15 protein-coding genes are annotated in these 18958 nt (G+C 48.3%); 13 read left to right on the top strand and 2 right to left on the bottom strand.

Annotated features, from left to right (window positions below):
- Positions 1 to 33: 33 nt before the first annotated feature.
- The gene (locus G519_RS42520) at positions 34 to 3624 is read right to left on the bottom strand and encodes a family 10 glycosylhydrolase (protein WP_244280086.1); all 3591 of its coding nucleotides are present in this window, start codon (positions 3622 to 3624) and stop codon (positions 34 to 36) included.
- Between the two features lie 269 nt (positions 3625 to 3893).
- On the opposite strand from G519_RS42520, the gene G519_RS0110100 reads away from it, so the two are divergent.
- From G519_RS0110100 to helD, 6 genes are all read left to right on the top strand, one after another.
- Positions 3894 to 4208, top strand: coding sequence for a c-type cytochrome (locus G519_RS0110100; protein ID WP_036632564.1), 315 nt, complete (start codon positions 3894 to 3896; stop codon positions 4206 to 4208).
- A 97-nt stretch (positions 4209 to 4305) separates the two neighbouring features.
- On the top strand, positions 4306 to 6318 hold the full coding sequence (locus G519_RS42515) for an LTA synthase family protein (RefSeq protein WP_051253300.1): 2013 nt from the start codon (positions 4306 to 4308) through the stop codon (positions 6316 to 6318).
- A gap of 248 nt (positions 6319 to 6566) precedes the next feature.
- On the top strand, positions 6567 to 7343 hold the full coding sequence (locus tag G519_RS0110090; protein ID WP_029194574.1) for an ABC transporter permease: 777 nt from the start codon (positions 6567 to 6569) through the stop codon (positions 7341 to 7343).
- On the top strand, positions 7340 to 8131 hold the full coding sequence (locus G519_RS0110085) for an ABC transporter permease (protein ID WP_029194573.1): 792 nt from the start codon (positions 7340 to 7342) through the stop codon (positions 8129 to 8131). The genes G519_RS0110090 and G519_RS0110085 overlap by 4 nt, the downstream gene beginning before the upstream one ends.
- 36 nt (positions 8132 to 8167) lie before the next feature.
- Positions 8168 to 9139: an ABC transporter ATP-binding protein gene (locus G519_RS0110080; protein WP_029194572.1), complete on the top strand. Its 972-nt coding sequence runs from the start codon at positions 8168 to 8170 to the stop codon at positions 9137 to 9139.
- A gap of 21 nt (positions 9140 to 9160) precedes the next feature.
- The gene (helD, locus tag G519_RS0110075; protein ID WP_029194571.1) at positions 9161 to 11458 is read left to right on the top strand and encodes an RNA polymerase recycling motor HelD; all 2298 of its coding nucleotides are present in this window, start codon (positions 9161 to 9163) and stop codon (positions 11456 to 11458) included.
- 262 nt (positions 11459 to 11720) lie between these two features.
- Here the strand turns inward: helD and bluB are convergent, their stop codons facing one another.
- Positions 11721 to 12374 (bottom strand): 5,6-dimethylbenzimidazole synthase, encoded by a 654-nt coding sequence (gene bluB, locus G519_RS0110065; protein ID WP_029194570.1) that lies wholly within the window; start codon positions 12372 to 12374, stop codon positions 11721 to 11723.
- A gap of 205 nt (positions 12375 to 12579) precedes the next feature.
- On the opposite strand from bluB, the gene G519_RS0110060 reads away from it, so the two are divergent.
- The 7 genes from G519_RS0110060 to G519_RS0110030 all read left to right on the top strand — a co-directional run bounded on the left by G519_RS0110060 (position 12580) and on the right by G519_RS0110030 (position 18958).
- Positions 12580 to 13671, top strand: coding sequence for a GerAB/ArcD/ProY family transporter (locus G519_RS0110060; protein ID WP_029194569.1), 1092 nt, complete (start codon positions 12580 to 12582; stop codon positions 13669 to 13671).
- Positions 13671 to 15122 carry a spore germination protein gene (locus G519_RS0110055; protein WP_051253299.1) on the top strand — a complete coding sequence of 484 codons (1452 nt, stop codon included), beginning with the start codon at positions 13671 to 13673 and terminating at the stop codon, positions 15120 to 15122. The genes G519_RS0110060 and G519_RS0110055 overlap by 1 nt, the downstream gene beginning before the upstream one ends.
- Positions 15119 to 16012 (top strand): Ger(x)C family spore germination protein, encoded by an 894-nt coding sequence (locus tag G519_RS0110050; protein ID WP_029194567.1) that lies wholly within the window; start codon positions 15119 to 15121, stop codon positions 16010 to 16012. Before G519_RS0110055 ends, G519_RS0110050 begins: the two co-directional genes overlap by 4 nt.
- Positions 16005 to 16280: a Ger(x)C family spore germination C-terminal domain-containing protein gene (locus tag G519_RS0110045; protein WP_029194566.1), complete on the top strand. Its 276-nt coding sequence runs from the start codon at positions 16005 to 16007 to the stop codon at positions 16278 to 16280. The genes G519_RS0110050 and G519_RS0110045 overlap by 8 nt, the downstream gene beginning before the upstream one ends.
- Positions 16281 to 16479: 199 nt before the next feature.
- Positions 16480 to 17412: a hypothetical protein gene (locus G519_RS0110040; protein WP_029194565.1), complete on the top strand. Its 933-nt coding sequence runs from the start codon at positions 16480 to 16482 to the stop codon at positions 17410 to 17412.
- Between the two features lie 66 nt (positions 17413 to 17478).
- The gene (locus G519_RS0110035) at positions 17479 to 18216 is read left to right on the top strand and encodes an ABC transporter ATP-binding protein (protein WP_029194564.1); all 738 of its coding nucleotides are present in this window, start codon (positions 17479 to 17481) and stop codon (positions 18214 to 18216) included.
- The gene (locus G519_RS0110030; RefSeq protein ID WP_029194563.1) at positions 18209 to 18958 is read left to right on the top strand and encodes an ABC transporter permease subunit; all 750 of its coding nucleotides are present in this window, start codon (positions 18209 to 18211) and stop codon (positions 18956 to 18958) included. The genes G519_RS0110035 and G519_RS0110030 overlap by 8 nt, the downstream gene beginning before the upstream one ends.

Below are 18958 nucleotides of genomic sequence, written 5' to 3'. Positions count from 1 at the left end.
CATGTCTTTTATTTTATCAGCAGCCTTTACGGTTTATTGCAGAGACGCCGCTAAACGGATCAAGACGTCGGCCTGATGAGCCGTCAGCCTTTTGCCGGTTTGTGCCTGCACTTCATGGATAAATGCGTCGTAATTACCGTGCTCAAGCTTTTTCACAAGCGAGTTCGTAACCCCGTCGGCTCCCGGACCTGTTACAAATGTACGGGTTACGTTTGAAATGGAACTAACGGTCGTCTGTACCGTGTACGTAAACGATGCGGATGCTGTGTTGCCTGCGGTATCCTGAACATCGATGGTCACGACGTGCGAGCCGAGACCAATCTCATAGGCCGGAGCATCGACAAGGAGCGCGGAGCAAGGATTATAAACGAGGCCAGAAACCGTATCGGAAGCGGTACACTTTATTTGGACGGTTTGGTCTACAGTGTATGTGGTTCCGCCGCTGATTTGAATCACGGGAGCCGTCCGGTCGATGCTAATTTCCGAGCTTTTCGCTTGTTCCACGTTGCCGGCAGCATCCTCGGACCGGTAAAGAAGGGTGGTCCCGCCGTCGGCCTCAATGGTAATAGGACCGCCGTACGGCTGCCAGCTTATGCCGTTGTCGGTGCTGTATTGCGTGGAGCTGACGCCTGTCAGGTCATCCGTAGCCGTGAGTGTCACAGTCGCCTCCGAAACGTACCAGCCGTTACGGATCGTTCCTTGGGCGGTTGCCGTCGTCACAGGTGCGGTCACATCAAGCACATTCGTTATCGCAATCGTGTTGCTGGCCGCACTTTCGTTATGGAGGCGGTCCACAGCGGTAATGACATACGTATATCGCGCGCCGTCAACAGCTGTCCGGTCGACGAACGTTCCCTTCGCGCCCTCCTGCTTGCGAACGGTAGCGACGATCTTCGTTGCATCCTGCAAGCTTCCTGCCGTATCACCCGCGAAACGGTATACGGTAAAGTAGGCCGCGTCTGATGCACCATTCGCCCAAGTCAGCTCCACACCGGGTGCTTTGCGGATGGCCGAAGCGAGAGCAGGGGCGGCCGGCGCTTGATTGTCGAGCCAAGGCATCGCAGGGACAAGGGCCGGGTAGCGGTAGAGATCGGTTTTTAACCGGTCTGTAAAGCCCAGCGGATTCGCCGGCAGCCATTTGGCGCTGAAGAAGATGCTGCCTTTGACGCTGCTGAAATTGCGATTATAGCTTACTTGGTCTGGCATTTCGTTCGGGTTTAGCCAACTCGGATCGTTTGAGCCGATGCGGTAGGTGGCCTGCCCACTGTAAAGGTGAACGTTTTTATTGGCAACGACGCCGTTCCACCATTCGATCAGCTTGTCGTACGCGGCCGGCGAATAGCCCATGTACCAATAGATTTGCGGTGCGATGTAATCGATCCACTGCTGGTCGACCCATTTTTTCGAGTCCGCATAGATGGCGTCGTAGCTGCTGAGACCATTCGTATCGGAGCCTGCCGGATCTTCCCCTTTGTTTCTCCAGATGCCGAACGGACTAATGCCGAATTTGACGTAGCTTTTCTCCTGCTTGATTCTGGCGCCTATTTCCTGTACGAACGAATTGACGTTGTTACGTCTCCAGTCCGCTATGCTTGCAAAGCCCGCGCCGTATTTCTGGAACGCAACTTGGTCGGGGAAGTCCACCCCGCTGACCGGGTACGGATAGAAGTAATCGTCAAAATGAACCGCATCGACATCGTAATTTTTAACGACTTCCATAATTCCGTCCATGATGAATTGCTTCGCTTCCGGAATTCCAGGGTTGAAATACAGCTTTCCGCCGTACGAAACGACCCAGTCCGGATGCTGGCGCGCCGGGTGATCCGGTACCAGCTTGTCGAGACGATCCTGCAAGCTGATCCGATAGGGGTTGAACCAAGCGTGGAACTCCATATTGCGCTTATGCACTTCCTCCAGCATGAACGCAAGCGGGTTATACCCGGGATCCTTGCCCTGCACGCCTGTCAGCCATTCCGACCATGGACCGAAATGGGACGGGTACAAGGAATCCGCCGTCGGCTTTACCTGTACGATGACCGCGTTGATCCCCGTAGCTTGCAGTTGGTCCAGCAGCTTGATGAAATCGCGTTTTTGCTGCTCCGGGTCCGTTACGCCTTTGTCCGGCCAGTCGATATTGTCAACGGTTGCGATCCAGGCAGCTCGGAGCTCTGACTTCGGAATGGCTGTCACATTGTTCACCACCAAGTAGAAATCGCTCGTTTTCCCGGCATACGTCGCGGTAATCCGGGAGGTGCCGAATTTCAGTGCCGTAACGATTCCGCTTGCGCTCACCGCGGCGATCGCCGGGTTACTGCTCGTATACGTAACACCGCTAGTCAGCTGAACGGGGTCCGAAAGCCATGTGTAGGTGCCGAGCACCTTCGCCTGCAAGGTATCGCCAAGCGTCATCGTGTGGAGCTCGGTCAGCTTGATGCTCTGCAATACCGGTACAGGGGCGTTTACATTCAACGTATAAGCCGTTGAAACGCCTTTATAGGACATTGTGATCGTTGTCGTTCCAGGTTTTACGGCTTTCACCACGCCATCGGCATCGACGGTTGCAACATCAGGAGTGCTGCTTTCAAACGTTGCTCCGCTCTGCACGGTAACGGGTTCAGTCATGTCCGGGTATACGGCGTACAGGCGAATTTTGTTCGTAGAGCCTGATTCCAGCTTCTCCAAGGAAGATTGTTCTAATTTCGACGGCACGGCAGCACTTGTTGAGACAGTCAGCACGTAGGATGCTTCTGGAGCCGTTCCATAGGAGGCATAGATCGTCGCTGTGCCTGCCTGCAGCGCCCGGACGGTGCCGCTTACGTCGACGGTTGCGACCTGATCGTTGCTGCTTCGGAAAGATAGCCCGCTTGTAACTGGAACCGGCTCCGCTGCGTTCTGGTAAGTCGCGAATACTTGCGCCTTCTTCGATTCCCCAACCTGAAGCGGAGGAAGATCCGCTAAATCGAGCCCGTAAACGGTCGAATCCGTGTAAAACGCCGTCAATTGGTCAAAATAAAGCGCGCCTTTGTTTTTATTGTTGTCTTTGGTCTCTGCCAAATAGATTTGATTGAGCTTAATCGGAGCCTTCAGCGAGGTCGGAATTGATACCGTTATGTACTTCCAGCCAGTCCAACTCAGTCCGTTGCCGGAGGTGAAGTCAAGCGCTGAGACGGTTCCCGCCGAATCTTTGACTTGAGCGCGCAGCCAATGGTTGTTGCCATCGCCGTACACCCAGAGGCCGAGTTTCTTCGGAAGTCCCTGCAGCGTTCTGCCCGTTGTGCCGTCAGGATCCTTGAAGTTAACATAAGCCGCCGAGGTTCCAATCGTTCCGGTAAAATCATAGGACAATTTAACAGCATGATAGCCGTAATAAATCGTTTCCGGTCGGCTGATGAGACCGATGCTTGCCGTCGCCCTTGCCGAGGACGAGAAGAGATTAGCCGTTTGCTCAAAGCCTTCCACATCGGCGGTAGCTTGAACGACAGCTGACGTCTGCATATCTGCGCTCAAAGCAGCCTCCGTGTCCGCGCTAACAACGGGTACACCGAACATGATTGTGCTCAAGAATAATAATAAGGCCATGGTAAAAGGGATTGAAACTGTGCGACTTTGAACAGATTTCTTCAACGGGATTCACTTCCTTCTCATTATGTATTCGCTTACATAATTGCCGAAAATACGGTTTTCCTCCTTTCTTCCTTTCTCTTAGCAAATGTTATAAAAAATTTCGGCTGCCTTTAGCATACAAAATAATATTTCAACATTCAATAATATATGTGAAATTTTATTTTACTGAATTTTCGGGAGGATCGTTCTATCGGGAGTACTCCTTTATTTTACAATCTATGCTCTGGTATGATGAGAGAAATAGAACTGATTGAAGGAGTTTCGTGCGCATGAAATTAAAACTGTTTGGCGTCATTGTTCTGGCTCTCGGCTTATCCGCCTGTGGAAATAAACAAAATGAAACGCAGCCTGCCGCGGTAAAAGTGGATGTTCCTAAGATTTATCAAAATTTCTGCATCTCGTGTCATGGAAATCAATTACAAGGCGGACAAGGCCCTAATATCCAAAAAGTAGGAGAACGTTTAGATGAAGCCGAGATCATAAAGCGTATTCAAAAGGGTGGTGGCGGAATGCCGCCGTTCCAAGTGGCACTGAAAGAGGAAGAATTGAAGGCGTTGGCGTCATGGCTGGCAGGGCTTAAATAATGGGTATATATGGTAACACTAAGGTTCCTTTAAGGTTAGCTACATAATTCCTTCACATTTGATGTCTATAATAGGGGCAAGAGGAGAGTGATGCAATATGCACTTGAATTTGAAGCCCCGGAACCATCTTCCTAAGAAGATGAGACCAAACCGTCTGGGAGCGACGATTTCGCTTTTGTTATTTATGATAGTCTTACCTGTACTTTCAGTAGCCGGAATGGAACTTCTAGAACGTGGTTCCTTGCATGAAACAGTCCAATGGATAACAACTAATCGACCACTTTTTCTATTAAATGTAGGACTGTCCTTTTGTTTACTAGCTTTCATTTATGCGGTTGTAGGATCATTAGCTATTTCCGGATCCATCACAACTTTATTGCTCGGACTAATGGCACTGATCTCTTATATGAAGGTGAAAATGATTGGGGAGCCATTCTTCCCGTGGGATATTTTGCTGAATAAAGAAAGTATGGATATTGCTTCGCTCGTAACAGGGAAAGCCGCACTTCTCCGAATCGGAGCTGTGGTCATCGCGGTCATTCTTGTATTTTTACTGAAATGGATTCTTCCGCGCATATCGTTTTCTATCATCAGTCGAATTGGTTTAGGGCTGTTCTCGCTCTATGCCTTATATGCATTTGCAATCAAAACACCGTTAGCTGGCAAAATTCTTGACCATTTGGGTGTAAACGAAATTGTGTGGAATCAGAAAGAGAACTATGCGAATAATGGATTAGCGTTAGCTTTCACCCTTAATGTCAAAAATTCGATCGTTCAAAAGCCAGAAACGTATAGCGATCAGAGTATTGCAACCGTTGCAGCTAATCTACAAGAAGCAGGCACGCAAACGGCAGGACTGAAAAAGTCCGTAGATGCTGATTCTCTAAAAGGGAAGAAGCCGAACGTGATTTTCATTATGAGTGAAGCGTTCTGGGATCCAACTTTGCTAACGAATGTGAAGTTCAGTGAAGATCCGGTGCCCACCCTCCACCGCTTGCAGAAAGAGTCGAGTTCCGGATATCTGTTGTCCCCCCAATTCGGTGGCGGTACCAGCAATGTGGAATTCGAAGTGTTGACGGGGAACTCAATGAGCTTTCTGCCAGGAGGGTCCATTCCGTATCAACAATATATAACGAAACCAGTACCGAGTTTGGCGAGTTATTTTGCCGATCAGGGCTACAAAAGCATGGGAATTCACTCCTATGAAGGCTGGTTCTGGAACCGTAATTCGGTGTATAAGGAGTTAGGCTTCGAAAGCTTTAAGAGCAGTGAGTATTTCGTGAATCCGGAAACGAAGGGTTATTTTATTTCTGACGCCGAAGTGTCTAGGAGCATCATAGATGAAGTAGATAAAACCGAGGATCCTATGTTTATGTACACAGTAACCATGCAAAATCATGGGCCGTATGATGAACCTCGGTATGGAGAAAATCAGTTCAAAGCGCAAGGCGACCTGACGCCGGAAGCCAAAACGATTCTTGAAACCTACGCGCAGGGCGCGCACGATGCGGATCAGAGCTTGCAAATGCTGATCGATCACTTCAAGCAATCGGATGAACCGACGATGATCGTATTCTATGGGGACCATTTGCCGATGCTGGGATTAGATTATCAAGTATATAAAGAAGCAGGCTTCATCCAAAGCAGCAACGCGAATAATTGGTCGCTGGAAGAAGTGAAGAAGATGCACAGCATCCCGCTTGTTACTTGGTCGAACTTCGATATGCCGAAGCAGGACATTCCGCTGCTCAGTGATTCCTTCCTTGGTGCCCACGTGCTGGATATGCTGCATATGGAAAAACCGGCGAACTTCAAATTGAATGCCGAATTGGCGGCGCAAGTGCCAGGACTACTGAGTAACCTTGTTGTTGATGCGAACCAAGAACTCCATGCTAAGGTTCCCGAATCATCGCAAGCACTCCTTAATGACTACAGGAATGTGCAGTACGATTTACTTTTCGGCAAGCAGTACTTAGCTGAACATATTGATCATGACTATTTGACGAAAACCTCTCAGGATAAATATAACGCTGAATTTGGTGAAGAACATGTGCAAGCTGCGGGAGTGAACAGTAATTCCCCGCCGGCTAAGCCGGTGAGCGCGCAGTAAGAGAATAGAAGAGAAGTCCCTGTTTGTTGCTTTGAGCGACGAGACGGGGACTTTTTCGTATTTTAGTTGTGGTGGAGGGCGGTGAGCTGAGACGATGTTTTTCATCGTTAAGTGTGGCCTTCATCTGCGGTAAAAAAATAATCATTGCCATGGTTAGGGGAATTTTGGTAATATAGACTTCCGTCTCTACGCGGCGGCTGCAAAAAAAAGCTAGTGGATAAGGATCAAAACAGCTCAGGAGGTGTTTTATGCTTTTCGCGGTTTTGGCGCGCAAGGCGTATGCGAGGAATTTGCAGTATCGCGGTTCGCATCTGCTGCACAATGCAGTGAGCGCGGTGTTTGGCTTCATTTATGCCAGCATCTGGACCGGTTTGGGGAGCGACTCGTCACTCGGTGAATACGGGGCTAAAGGGATTGTAGGTTATATTGCTTTTAACCAAGCAATCCTTTGGATTACGCAGTTCACGACGAATGGACTCGGGCTCGAGCAATCGGTGCGCACCGGGCAAATTGCGGTCGATCTCATGCGGCCGGTACACTTATTCTATCAGGCGATGAGCCGGGAATGGGGCCAGGTATATTATCAGTTTCTTTATAAATTTATCCCGATTTATGCCCTCTATTACTTTATTTTCTCCTTACAGCTTCCACATCACGCTTCGGTTTATGGCTGGACAGCGATTGCGCTCGTCTTGGCGGCATATATCTCCATTTGCACAAATTATTTGATAGGCGTAGCAGCCTTGTGGACCACAGAATCTCGTTGGTTTTACTGGGTTAATTATTCCTTCAGTACACTGCTCTCTGGTTTTTTCATTCCGCTTGAATGGCTGCCAGGTTGGCTCCGCACGATTAGCTTTTACACACCATATCCCTATCTACTCTATTACCCAACTCGTATTTACATGCAGCTTGAACAAGGAACTGTTGTGCTCGGAGCTCTCCTATGGGGCATCGGGTTTACTTGTGTCTGTTTGGCGGTTACGCAAGGGGTACGCAGAAAGCTGGAGGTGCAAGGCGGATGATGTCAGTAAGGCTCTATATATTGCTGATCAAGGCGAGCTTGCGAAGCCGAATGCAGTATAAGTTTAATTTCTTTTTTTCGACCGTGATGGCTTCCTTTGTACATATCTCAGAATTTCTGATGGTGGCGCTCGTGATGATGCGTTTTGGCAATATCAAAGGCTGGACACTGTACGAGGTGTGTTATCTGTATGGGGTCATGATGATATCCAAAGCGATCTATCGCACGCTGGCTTCCGATGTGCATCATCTAGAGAAATATCTCGTTTCCGGTGATCTGGATGCGCTTCTCACACGGCCTGTCCCTGTGCTGCTGGCGCTGATGACACAAAATTCACGTGTCTTATTTGCCGAAGTAGGGCAAGGCATCATTTTACTTTTTATCGCTATGAAAGCCTTGATGGCTAATGGACAAATCGGATGGTCAGCCGTACCTTTAACGGTGTTAATTATCCTAACGGGTGCCATTATTTTATTCGCCATTGGTTTGGCAACTGCAGCAGCCGGCTTTTGGCTGACCCGGATCGAATCCCTGCAAAATATGACCGAAGACGCTTCTCAAACCGCGGCGCGCTATCCGCTTTCCTTATATCCAAAGTGGCTGCAGGGCGCGCTGTTGGTGCTCGTTCCGGTAGGATTCGTCAATTACATACCTACTTTATACTTGCTAAGACATCAAGGCGGCATCGGGATGCTGCTAGGAACTATTGCGGTTTCATTCGCTGCGCTCTGGCTGGCCATGCGCTTCTGGAAGCTAGGACTATCTCGCTATCAAAGCACAGGAAGTTAATCAAGGGCTTCATACAAGGAGGGATTACAAGAAAACATGATAACCGTAACGAATTTGCGCAAAACCTTTCAAACTCCGCTAGTCAGAGAAGGCAGGTTCTCTGGCATTCGAACTTTGTTCTCACGAGCCTATAAAGAGAAGGAAGCGGTGCACGATGTAAGCTTCGAGATTGAATCTGGCGAGTTCGTCGGGTATATTGGACCTAATGGAGCGGGAAAGTCGACGACGATCAAAATGCTCACCGGCATTCTTCACCCCACCTCCGGCGAGGTGTTAATCCACGGGTATAGTCCTCAGAAGCATCGAAGGCGAGTCGTTAGGCAGCTTGGCGTTGTATTCGGTCAGCGCAGTCAGCTGTGGTGGGATCTGCCGGTGAAGGATTCTTATGAGATCCTTACGGCGATGTATCGGGTGGAGGAAAGCACCGCCCGCCGCAGATTAGGCGAATTGACAGAGCTTCTGGAACTGAAGGAGCTGATGGACACGCCTGTGCGGAAGCTGTCCCTTGGTCAGCGGATGCGGGCCGATTTGGCGGCTTCGATGCTGCATGATCCGGATATTTTATTTCTGGATGAGCCGACTATCGGATTGGATGTTGTCGCCAAGCGGAACATTCGCGGCTTTCTTCAGACATTAAATCGAGATTTCGGTAAGACGATTCTGCTGACTACGCATGATATGGATGATATCGAGCAATTGTGTAAACGAGTCATCGTGATCAATCATGGGCAAATCGGCTATGACGGGTCGATCGATGAGCTGCGGGAGCGCATTGGCTTACCAACGATGATGAAGGTTACTTATCGAGGTGAAATCCAAGTTCCTGCCGGCTGGGAGCTTCCGTTTCGCGTGGTGGAGCAAGAAGCGAATTGTCTCACGATCGCTTGCAACCGTCAGGAGCTGAAAGCGATGGAAGTGCTGCGAATCGTCAGCAGCTGGGGCGATATGGATGACGTACATATGGAAGAGCCTGAATTTGAAGAGGTGATCCACGGTGTATATAAATAGATAGAACTGGAGTGAGACCGTATGCCTATAGAGAACGAAGAACGGGAGAGGGAGACGCAGCGCGTTGCCTCTGTCCGAGGTAATATACAGCAGCGAATTGAAGAGCTGCGCCAAACGGTGGATGAGCGACGATCGGAAGCGACAGCAATTGGCCGCAGCTTCTGGGATGATATCTCGGTCAATGCGGATAATGCGGATGATTTGATTGAGACGGCAGCGAGTATGGCCCAGCAGGAGCACGTGCTGCAGGGTCAAGAACGCAGCTATCGCTTGGCGCAGGATGCGCTGCGTAAGCTGCAGCGTGTCGTCGATGCGCCATATTTCAGCCGCATTGATTTCAAGGAGAGCGGAGAGCAGGAGCGCGAGAAGATTTATATCGGACTGACGTCCTTCATAGATGCCAAGACGGATGAAATTCTTATCTACGACTGGCGCGCGCCTATAGCCAGTCTGTTCTATGACTATCCGCCGGGCCCAGCGACGTATCGGACACCGGAGATGGATGTCAGCGGCGAGCTGATGCTCAAGCGCCAGTACATCATCAAGGCCGGCGTGCTGCAGGACGTGTTCGATACGGGGATCTCCATCGGTGACGAGATGCTTCAGCAGATGCTAAGCCGCAGCGCCGACGAGAAGATGCACAGCATCGTCACGACGATCCAGCGCGAGCAAAACCAGATCATCCGTGATGATCGGCACAAGGTGCTCGTCGTGCAGGGGGCGGCCGGCAGCGGCAAAACCTCCGTCGCGCTGCAGCGCATCGCGTATTTGCTCTACAAATATCGGACGACGCTTAGCGCCGACAATATGATTCTGTTTTCGCCGAACTCCCTGTTCAGCGATTACGTCTCTCACGTACTGCCGGAGCTTGGCGAAGCTACCATGCAGCAAACGACATTCCAAGACTATTTAACACATAAATTAAGCGACACGGGTCTAGCGCTGGAAGATCCCTACGATCAATTGGAGTTTATCCTTACGGGGACGGATCAAGATCCCGCTTACGCAGCGCGGCTGCAAAGCATTCATTACAAAACGTCCGCTGCTTTTCTCAGTGTCATTGAGGCCTACGGGGAGAAGCTGAAAAACGGTGGAATCCGATTCCAAGATTTATCGGTAGGTAAGAAAGTGTTGATTACCGCCGAGGAGCTTAGCGAACGGTTTTACAGCAAGTCCTCTATTCTTGCTTTGGGTGAACGGATGGAGCAGTTATCGGAGTGGATGCTGGAGAAGCTGGATGAATTTCAAGTGGATGTACAGAAGAGGTTTTATCGTAAAATGGTGCGGGAGCCGAAATATGTGGGCACCGAGCCAGAGATGAAAAAGATGAGCAAGGTCAAAGCGCATAAAGCGATTGCTCCTCTTAAGGAGAAGGCGCGGAAGCTAGCTTATGTGGACGTGCTCGGGATGTACCAAGACCTTTATACAAATCGTGAGCTGCATCAAGAGCTTATGCACCATGAGGGGCAGCGCCTGCCCGCAGCTTGGGATACGATCAGCGCCTTCACGGCAGACGCGCTTGCTAAGGGAATGCTGCATTACGAGGATGCGACACCTCTTGTCTATTTGAAGGGCCTCGTTGAGGGACAGCTGCGCGTAGGCACCATCCGCTATTGTCTTGTGGATGAAGCGCAAGATTACTCGCCGTTTCACTATGCGTACTTGAAGAAGCTGTTCCCGCGTGCTCGGTTTACCCTGCTCGGGGACTGGAATCAAGGGATCTTCACGCACGCGAACGCGAGCAGTTCGGATGGCGAGGGGCAACCGAGCGAGTACAGCTCCATTAGCGAGCTGATGAAGGAAGACGAGACGGAGACGATCCGCCTCGTCAAGAGCTACCGCTCGACGCGCGAAATCGTTGATTTCGCTAGTCGCGTGCTGCCGGGCGGCGAGCCGATCGAGCCGTTCAGCCGCAGCGGCGAGGCGCCGCGTGTTCTGCGCGCGGCGGACGATGGCCGCCTCAGCCGCCTCGTTGCTGAGGCGGCAATCGCTAGGCGCGACGGCGGTGCAAGCTCCGTCGCGATCATTTGCAAGACCGAGCGCGAGACGCGCCGCGCGTACGCTAGCCTTAAGCCGCTGCTGCCGGGACTCGCGCGGATCACCAAAGAGACGCTGCACTATGAGGCAGGCGTCATGATTCTGCCGGCGTACCTCGCCAAAGGGCTCGAGTTCGACGCCGTTATTCTCTACGATGCCGGGGCGGCTGTCTACGCGGAAGCGAAGGAACGCAAGCTGTTTTACACCGCTTGCACCCGTGCCCTTCATCACCTAGACGTGTTTTATCTAGGTGAATTGACACCTTTTCTCCTGAACGAATAGACATTCGTCCATACACATCTGCCCTGCCCGACATAGGATAGATCGAGCAACAAGAAAGAAAAGGTTCTTGCAGGCAGAAGGGAGGAATAGCCATGTCAGGCGTTGGATATTCTAACACAGCTATTGTATTGGTTCTGTACATTCTGTTGGTCATCATTCTCGCAACATTCTAATATAAAATAGGATGCACAAAGCCGCCCTCTGATTGATAGGAGGGCGGCTTTTCTTGCGAAAGTTAGATCTGGATCAATCGTCTTATATGCTAAATTGAACCTTTTGAATGTCCCCAAGTCTCGCTGAATATTAGATTCGTCAGGCTGCGGCGTTTCTCCCAATTGGCTGTCTCTAAAATGGGCTTCTCTGGATAATTTTCTGTGAATCCAATAGATAGCAAGGCTACTGGATCAATATGAGGAGGTATCCCTAGGATATCTCGCACATCATTTTTCTTATAGAAGCTTACCCAACCCATAGCTAATCCCTCTGCACATGCTGCTAACCACATGTTTTGAATCGCGCAAGCAACAGACATGATATCGGTTTCTGGTATAGAATTTCTTCCTAGCACATGAGAACCGCCGCGTGTAGGGTCACAAGTAACGCAAATCGTAATTGGTGCTTGTTTGATGCCTTCGATCTTGAGATTTAGAAATTCGTCTTGTCGTGTATCTTCATAATGAATGGCTAAGGCCCGTCTCTCTTTATCTGCCGCCCAAGCCAAACGTTCTTTCACTTTATCTGAAGAAATGATGATAAAATTCCAGGGTTGCATAAATCCTACTGAAGGACCATGGTGTGCTGCATTTAATAATTTCATTATCGTTTCTTCAGGGATAGGATCCGATAAAAATGTGCGTACATCCCTTCTTGTATAAATGCTTTTGTACAAGCCCTCTTTTTCTTCTTCCGTAAACATTCCTTTCACCTCACCCCTTCATCAAGCTGCCGTACTATGTCATTATTCATTAAATTTACACCCTCTCTTCTCTTTTTGCAATCGATGGAAGACCTAATTTCGATAGGCGTCTAAATCTAATTTGCCGCACCGCATAAATCCGCAGGAATAGGAAATCTTAATTTATAAAAAGTTTCCACCTAATACCAATGTGGGAGATTAGCTAATGTCCGGAACCAAGAAAATTACCGCGCTTCAATTATATTTTATCTTAGTCCTATCCATTGGCATCACGAACCATGTTTTATTAATTCCGGTGCTGCTGCATTTAGGTAAGCGTGATTCCTGGTTCGGCGCAGCTGTCGCCCTGATTCCTTTGCTCCTATGGGTATGTCTGCTTTATATCGTCGTTAAACGTACGAAACAGATGAACATGATGGAGTGGATTAAACAAAAATTTGGGAAAGTGGTCGTTATTCTATTCAAACTAGGTCTCATTACCATTTGTTTTGTAAATGCAATAATAACTATAAAAGAGATGGTGACATGGACAAATGTGACCTATTTACCTCGGACACCGCCTTTCATGATTGCTCTTCTGTTTATAATTTTTTGCTTTTTCGCGGCGAGATCAGGGGTGCGAGCGATTGCAATTACCTCAGGCATTCTACTGCCGGTTGTCGTTTTTCTTGGGTATTTTGTGATGGGAGCTAATTTCCAGTATAAAGACTACAGCCTGCTTACGCCTTTATTTACACACGGTTATGGACCTACACTTACTTCCATCATGCTTACTTGTGGCGCCTCCTTCGAACTGCTAACTCTTGTATTCCTCCAACATCATGTCGATTCCCGTATCCGGCTGTCGGCTTTATTGATTCTTGCAGCAATTATGATTGGACTTACCATAGGACCGTTAACGGGCGCTATTGCCATATTCGGTCCTTTTGAAGCCGCGGATATAAGGTATCCAGCCTTTGAACAGTGGCGCATGGTTACCTTGGGGAAATATATTTCCCATTTGGATTTCTTGTCTATTTTCCAATGGATATCAGGGGCTTGTGTCCGGACGTCGATGCTAATGTTTCTTAGTGTGGATCTTATTGGTATTCAAAAGAAGCGCACACGGACTCTAATGCTGATGGGGATCAGCCTGTTGTTCCTAGCGGCGAGCTTGTACCCAGTTACAGACAACCAGATGGTGCATCTCATTCAAAATAGATATTATCCCATTATGTTTGGAATAGGCTTAAGCTTGCTTCTTGTCTTGCTTGTGATGTCGATCCTGCCGGGGAAACGAAAGGAGAAGAATGCCTAATGAATGAGCAGGATTTTCGAGATTGGTTTGCGTTGTCTGACGATGTGATCGTGAAATCTTACCGATTATCGGATGCTCATCCGAAGGGGCGAGTGTTGCTCATGTACTGCGAAGGTATGACCAATATGGATCATATCGAGAATCTTGTACTGCCTAAGCTTGAAGGTCTATTTAAAAATGAACTTGCTATTAGTGCGTCTAAGCTAGATGTGAATACGATGCTTCAATTGATTGAAATTACGGGATCTAACGCCAAAGAGTCGATGACGGTTTCGTTGTATGCAGGATCGCTGATCTTATTTTTTGAAGAGACGCAATTATTGTATGCACTGGATATATCTGCGCCACCCAACCGCTCACCAGAGGAATCGAGTACAGAGACATCTATCAAAGGTCCAAGAGACGCCTTTACAGAAAGCATCGTTACGAATATCGCGCTCGTTCGCAAACGCTTGCTGACGCGCAGTCTTTGCGTTGAAAAAATGCAAATCGGGACGAGAAGTAACACCTCGGTAGCTCTCCTTTATATAGGCGATGTAATAAATCCGAATATCCTCCAGGAAGCAAAGCAGCGGCTTCAAGCTATTAACGTTGATGCCCTGATTAGCAGCTCGCAATTAGAAGGTGAGATGTCTGGGCGCAAATACCCCTTCTTTCCCCTGTTGGATTATGCGGGAAGACCCGATTATATAGCGGATTGCTTGCTGCGCGGACGATTCGCGGTCATCGTGGACGGTTCACCCATGGTTATTATTGCGCCGGCGAATTTGATGTATATATTGAAATCCCCTGAAGATGTGCATGCCCCCTACTATTATGTCGCGTTCGAACGTATTTTGCGTATAGGCGGGTTGATCGTTTCAGCCTTATTGCCTGGTTTTTGGATTTCACTATCCGCCTTTAATCTGGACCAAATCCCGTATCCGTTAGTAGCTACTATCGCTACATCCAGGTTGGGTTTACCCTTGTCAGGTCCGATGGATTTTATTATCATGCTGCTGCTGTTCGAAATGTTTCGTGAAGCGGGAGCGCGGCTGCCCAAGGTGGTAGGTCAAACGGTCACTGTCGTTGGCGGGCTTATTGTTGGGGACGCCGCGATACGTTCGGGAATTACGAGCCCTACAACATTAGTGGTGACCTCCATTTCGACGATATCGATGTACACCCTAGTGAATCAATCGCTAGCGGGAACGATTACCGTGCTGCGGATCATAATTTTAATCATATCCACAATTTTCGGTATTTACGGGTTTATGGTATCCCTCATGGGGCTCGTTTTATATTTGTCAACATTAGAATCATTCGGAGTGCCTTACTTATCGCCCTTGTCGCCGCCACAGTTCAGGGATATTATCTCTTCCGTATTGGCCAAGCCGTGGAACAAAATGAAGCGAAGACCGAAGGCATTACATACGAAGGATGACACACGCCAAGGCGGGGAGTCCTCATGATAACGAAAGGGTTAGGACGACTGGTCTTCGGAATGCTGCTTCTGGTAAGTCAGACAGGCTGTTGGGATATAAAGACGATCCAAGATACGAATTACATTACTGCGATAGGCTTCGATTATCAAAAAGGGCGCTATGTCGTATACTGCCAAATGTTAGACTTCTCCAGCGTGGCTAAACAGGAGGGCGGTAAAAGAGGGCCTTCCATGATTTGGGTCGGACAAGAGGAAGGGGACACGGTTGATGATGCTTACACCCGTTTGTACAAAACAACACAGCAGCGAGTCTTTTGGGGGCATGTAGGTGCTTATGTTTTTACAAGAGAGGCACTTAAGCAAGGTATAGGTAATTTTACTGATAGTTCCGTACGTTATGGTGAAACGAGGTATACCCAATGGGTTTATAGTACGGATGAGCCGATAGAGACGATTTTTTCGGTCATCCCTTTTTTTAATGTCTCCCCTCTGTCTTCTATTCTTATGCAGCCTGTAGAAAATTACCTTCAACGTTCTTATATTCGTCCGCTCAAATTGTACAGGGTTGGTGCCCTTGCTAGAGAGCCTGGGAACACAGTGATGATGCCCTCCTTGGCAATTCGTAAGGACGTGTGGGTGAAAAATGAAAAACCAGATCCTAAACTAGAAGTAAGCGGTGTCTATGCGATAGCTAAAAAAAATCATGTGGAATGGCTGTCAGAGGATGAATTCAAAGGTGCGCGTTGGTTAGAAAAAAGCACAGTTCGCACACCTATGGTCGTTTATATAAATGGTAAAGCTGGGCTATCTGTTTCTATTCAGAAGCCTAAAGCTCGCATTACACCTCGAATGAAAGGAGATCAACCCGTATTCGATAGTTCATATCGAAGCCAAGGCTGTCGTTGCCGAATTGCTTGAGAACGTTGATGAAGATACGCTGCAAAAACAGATCGTTAAATCAATCGCAGAGGAAATCGAGCAAACGTTTAAGCAGGGAAGAAAGCTCGATACGGATGTTTTTCAGCTCGAACATGCGTTATATAAACAAGCTTTTCCCGAGTGGTCTAAGCTTACATCTAACGGAGAGAAACCGCTGGAAGACTATCAATTAGGGGATATTAAAGTAGATATCCAGTTAACTCACTCAGGGATGCTTAAGATGAAAGACAAGGAGCAGCAGTATTAGTCATTAGCCAAAAGTTAAGGCCTTCATCTCCGCAAATTGCGGTTTTGGAGGCTTTTTTTATAAAAATTTAAGAATTGTTTTAGGCGAGGTTTATAGGTGATTTAGAGGCAGTTAATTCGGAGGGGATATGATGAATACATGGAAGCGAGGAACGCATCCAAATTAGATAAAGCGTATGAATACGCGGAGGAAATAAGATATGAATAAGAAGTTAGCGATGTTGGGATTAGGCGTTGCGGTAGGCAGCATGATGCTAGTGACCTCGGTATATGCAGGTGTGGGAGACGCTCCCGGGTATGAGACATTCAAATCAGCATTCAAACAAACAGCAGCGGTGAAGAATGTAACACGCCAGGTGAATGTGTCCCTACAAGACAATGGGGCTTCATTACTCAATGTGAAATCAACCATTAAGAGCACTGGCGTCGATCAAGCTGGCAGCGCGGTAGTCAACGTGAAAAGCGGAACGGATGAGCAAACGATTCACTTCTACAGCCAAGATGGGAAGCAGATTGTAAAAACAGAGGATTCCGAAGTGTATAAAGTACTGGAAGGTGAAGGTATGCCAGGCAAGTTCAAAGGGCATGACCAAGCAAACCATACACCTGACCCACAAGTGATTAGCGAAGTGGAAAATGTAGTCGATGCATTGGTTGGCAACCTGAAGAACTATGTAACGATGAGTGAAGCACCTGGTAACGTGAAGGACATTCATTTCAAACTGTCCGGTAGTCAGATTTCACCTGTTGTGAACACAATTGGCTCGCTGGTTATTAAACACGGCACTGCAGAGAACAGTCACCGTCCAATCCCTGCTAAAGCGGATACCCTTGGTGTAGATGTAACGACACTTAAAAACAGCCTGCCTCAGCTTGTAACGGACATCAAAATGGATGAGGTCGAAGTGAACGCTAGCGTGGATGCGGATAACCACATTACGAATCAAACGGCACAAATCCATATTTCCGGTAAAGATGCTCAGGGTGCAGCGCATGATGTGGTCTTAAGTGTAGATATGACATTATCTAGTCTGAACTCGACAACACCGGATTCGATTGATTTGAACGGAAAACAAGTGGAAACTGTGAAGTTTGATGAGAATTCCCACAAAAACTGGGGAGAGAAACATTAATAGAAAGACAAGGGGAGGGTTCAACGAGCGTTGACCTCCTCATTCATTCTGAAAGGCGGCCCGTTCATGAAACCCGTAGTAGAAATTAGGAACCTCACGAAAACTTACAAAAATTTGCGCGGCATCCATCAAGTGAATATGACGGTGCAGCAGGGCGATATCTATGGGTTCTTCGGACCCAATGGCGCCGGTAAAACATCGGTCATGAAGATCATGGCTGGTTTAACAAAAGCGCAGCAAGGCGAAGTGAAGCTGTTCGGCTATGATGTGTCTACACATTATGAGCAGGCAATGGCGAAGGTTGGTGTGCTGATTGAAACAGCCGAAGCTTACACCTATATGAGCGGCAAGCGGAATTTGGAGTTAGCGGCGCGTTTTTACCCTGGGATCGGCAAGCAGCGAGTGGACGAAGTACTGGAGATCGTCGGACTCACCCCTTTTCAGCACGAAAAGGTTGCGGGCTACTCACTGGGCATGAAGCAGCGGCTAGGACTAGCGGCAGCGATGCTGTCGAAGCCAGAACTTCTAATTCTCGATGAGCCAACCAATGGGCTTGATATTGAAGGGATGGTTCATATTCGTGAAATCATCATGCACTTAGCGCGTGAAGAGCGAATAACGTTCCTCATCTCCAGTCATCTCATTCATGAAATGGAGCTGATGTGCAATCGCATGGGCATCATTCATCAAGGACGGCTTGTTCGTGAGGGGCTCATCTCTGAGTTATCCAATGGCAGCGCGACGCTGGAAGAAGCGTACTTGCGTGAAATTAATGAAGTCAGGAGGCTCGCTGCCCATGCATAGCTTAACCGCCAACGTCTGGAACGAAACGATCAAACTCGCATCGAAAAAGAAAACTATTTTCTTCCTAGTTGTTACGCTCCTTCTTCCTGTTATTGCAGGCTTGCTGCTTGCACGTTTTCAAAGTGGCATCGGCATCGGAGCCATCGCATCGGGCGATTTCCCTATCGTCATGCTCGGTTTATTTACGAGTATATTCCTGCCTCTGTTCGTGTTCATGGGAGCCGCGGATGTATTCGCTGGTGAGATGGGTGAACGCACGATGAAGAATACGCTCACTCGGCCCATCACTCGCTTTAAGGTTTTCGCATCCAAGCAAATCGCGCTGGGCGTGTACATTGCGCTTTATTTAATCGCTGCTTTGCTGGCTTCTATCTTGTCTGCCTTATTTTTCCAACATTTCGGAGGCGGTCGTACAGTCATTACGTGGTTCCTAGCCTATGGCTCGGCATTCGTTCCTCTGCTTGTGCTCAGTATAGCAGCCGTGTTTCTTGCACAGTTTTTCTCCAGCAGCAGCTCCGCTTTGACCGTAAGCATTCTTCTTTATTTGGGGTTTAAAGTAGCTGCTTTTTTCATTCCGCAAATTGCAACCTACTCGCCAACAGCTTACACGGATTGGCATATGCTCTGGATTGGCAGCTCGATGGCCATTGGCAAGATGAGCAGCATCTTTATGTTTTTGATGGCGTGTAGTATATTGTTTTTTACAGCAGGATATTATTTGTTTGATAAAAAGGAGATTTGA

It is taken from the genome of Paenibacillus alginolyticus DSM 5050 = NBRC 15375, assembly GCF_000422905.1.
Lineage (GTDB): Bacteria > Bacillota > Bacilli > Paenibacillales > NBRC-103111 > Paenibacillus_E > Paenibacillus_E alginolyticus.
Note: the sequence above shows the minus strand (reverse complement) of the source record. Positions and strands in the feature narration are given on the sequence as shown.

Excerpts from the sequence above, each read along its gene's own strand:
- G519_RS0110100 (WP_036632564.1), top strand. The coding sequence starts at position 3,894 with ATGAAATTAAAACTGTTTGGCGTCATTGTTCTGGCTCTCGGCTTATCC.
- G519_RS42515 (WP_051253300.1), top strand. The coding sequence starts at position 4,306 with ATGCACTTGAATTTGAAGCCCCGGAACCATCTTCCTAAGAAGATGAGA.
- G519_RS0110090 (WP_029194574.1), top strand. The coding sequence starts at position 6,567 with ATGCTTTTCGCGGTTTTGGCGCGCAAGGCGTATGCGAGGAATTTGCAG.
- G519_RS0110085 (WP_029194573.1), top strand. The coding sequence starts at position 7,340 with ATGATGTCAGTAAGGCTCTATATATTGCTGATCAAGGCGAGCTTGCGA.
- G519_RS0110080 (WP_029194572.1), top strand. The coding sequence starts at position 8,168 with ATGATAACCGTAACGAATTTGCGCAAAACCTTTCAAACTCCGCTAGTC.
- helD (WP_029194571.1), top strand. The coding sequence starts at position 9,161 with ATGCCTATAGAGAACGAAGAACGGGAGAGGGAGACGCAGCGCGTTGCC.
- bluB (WP_029194570.1), bottom strand. The coding sequence starts at position 12,374 with ATGTTTACGGAAGAAGAAAAAGAGGGCTTGTACAAAAGCATTTATACA.
- G519_RS0110060 (WP_029194569.1), top strand. The coding sequence starts at position 12,580 with ATGTCCGGAACCAAGAAAATTACCGCGCTTCAATTATATTTTATCTTA.
- G519_RS0110055 (WP_051253299.1), top strand. The coding sequence starts at position 13,671 with ATGAATGAGCAGGATTTTCGAGATTGGTTTGCGTTGTCTGACGATGTG.
- G519_RS0110050 (WP_029194567.1), top strand. The coding sequence starts at position 15,119 with ATGATAACGAAAGGGTTAGGACGACTGGTCTTCGGAATGCTGCTTCTG.
- G519_RS0110040 (WP_029194565.1), top strand. The coding sequence starts at position 16,480 with ATGAATAAGAAGTTAGCGATGTTGGGATTAGGCGTTGCGGTAGGCAGC.
- G519_RS0110035 (WP_029194564.1), top strand. The coding sequence starts at position 17,479 with ATGAAACCCGTAGTAGAAATTAGGAACCTCACGAAAACTTACAAAAAT.
- G519_RS0110030 (WP_029194563.1), top strand. The coding sequence starts at position 18,209 with ATGCATAGCTTAACCGCCAACGTCTGGAACGAAACGATCAAACTCGCA.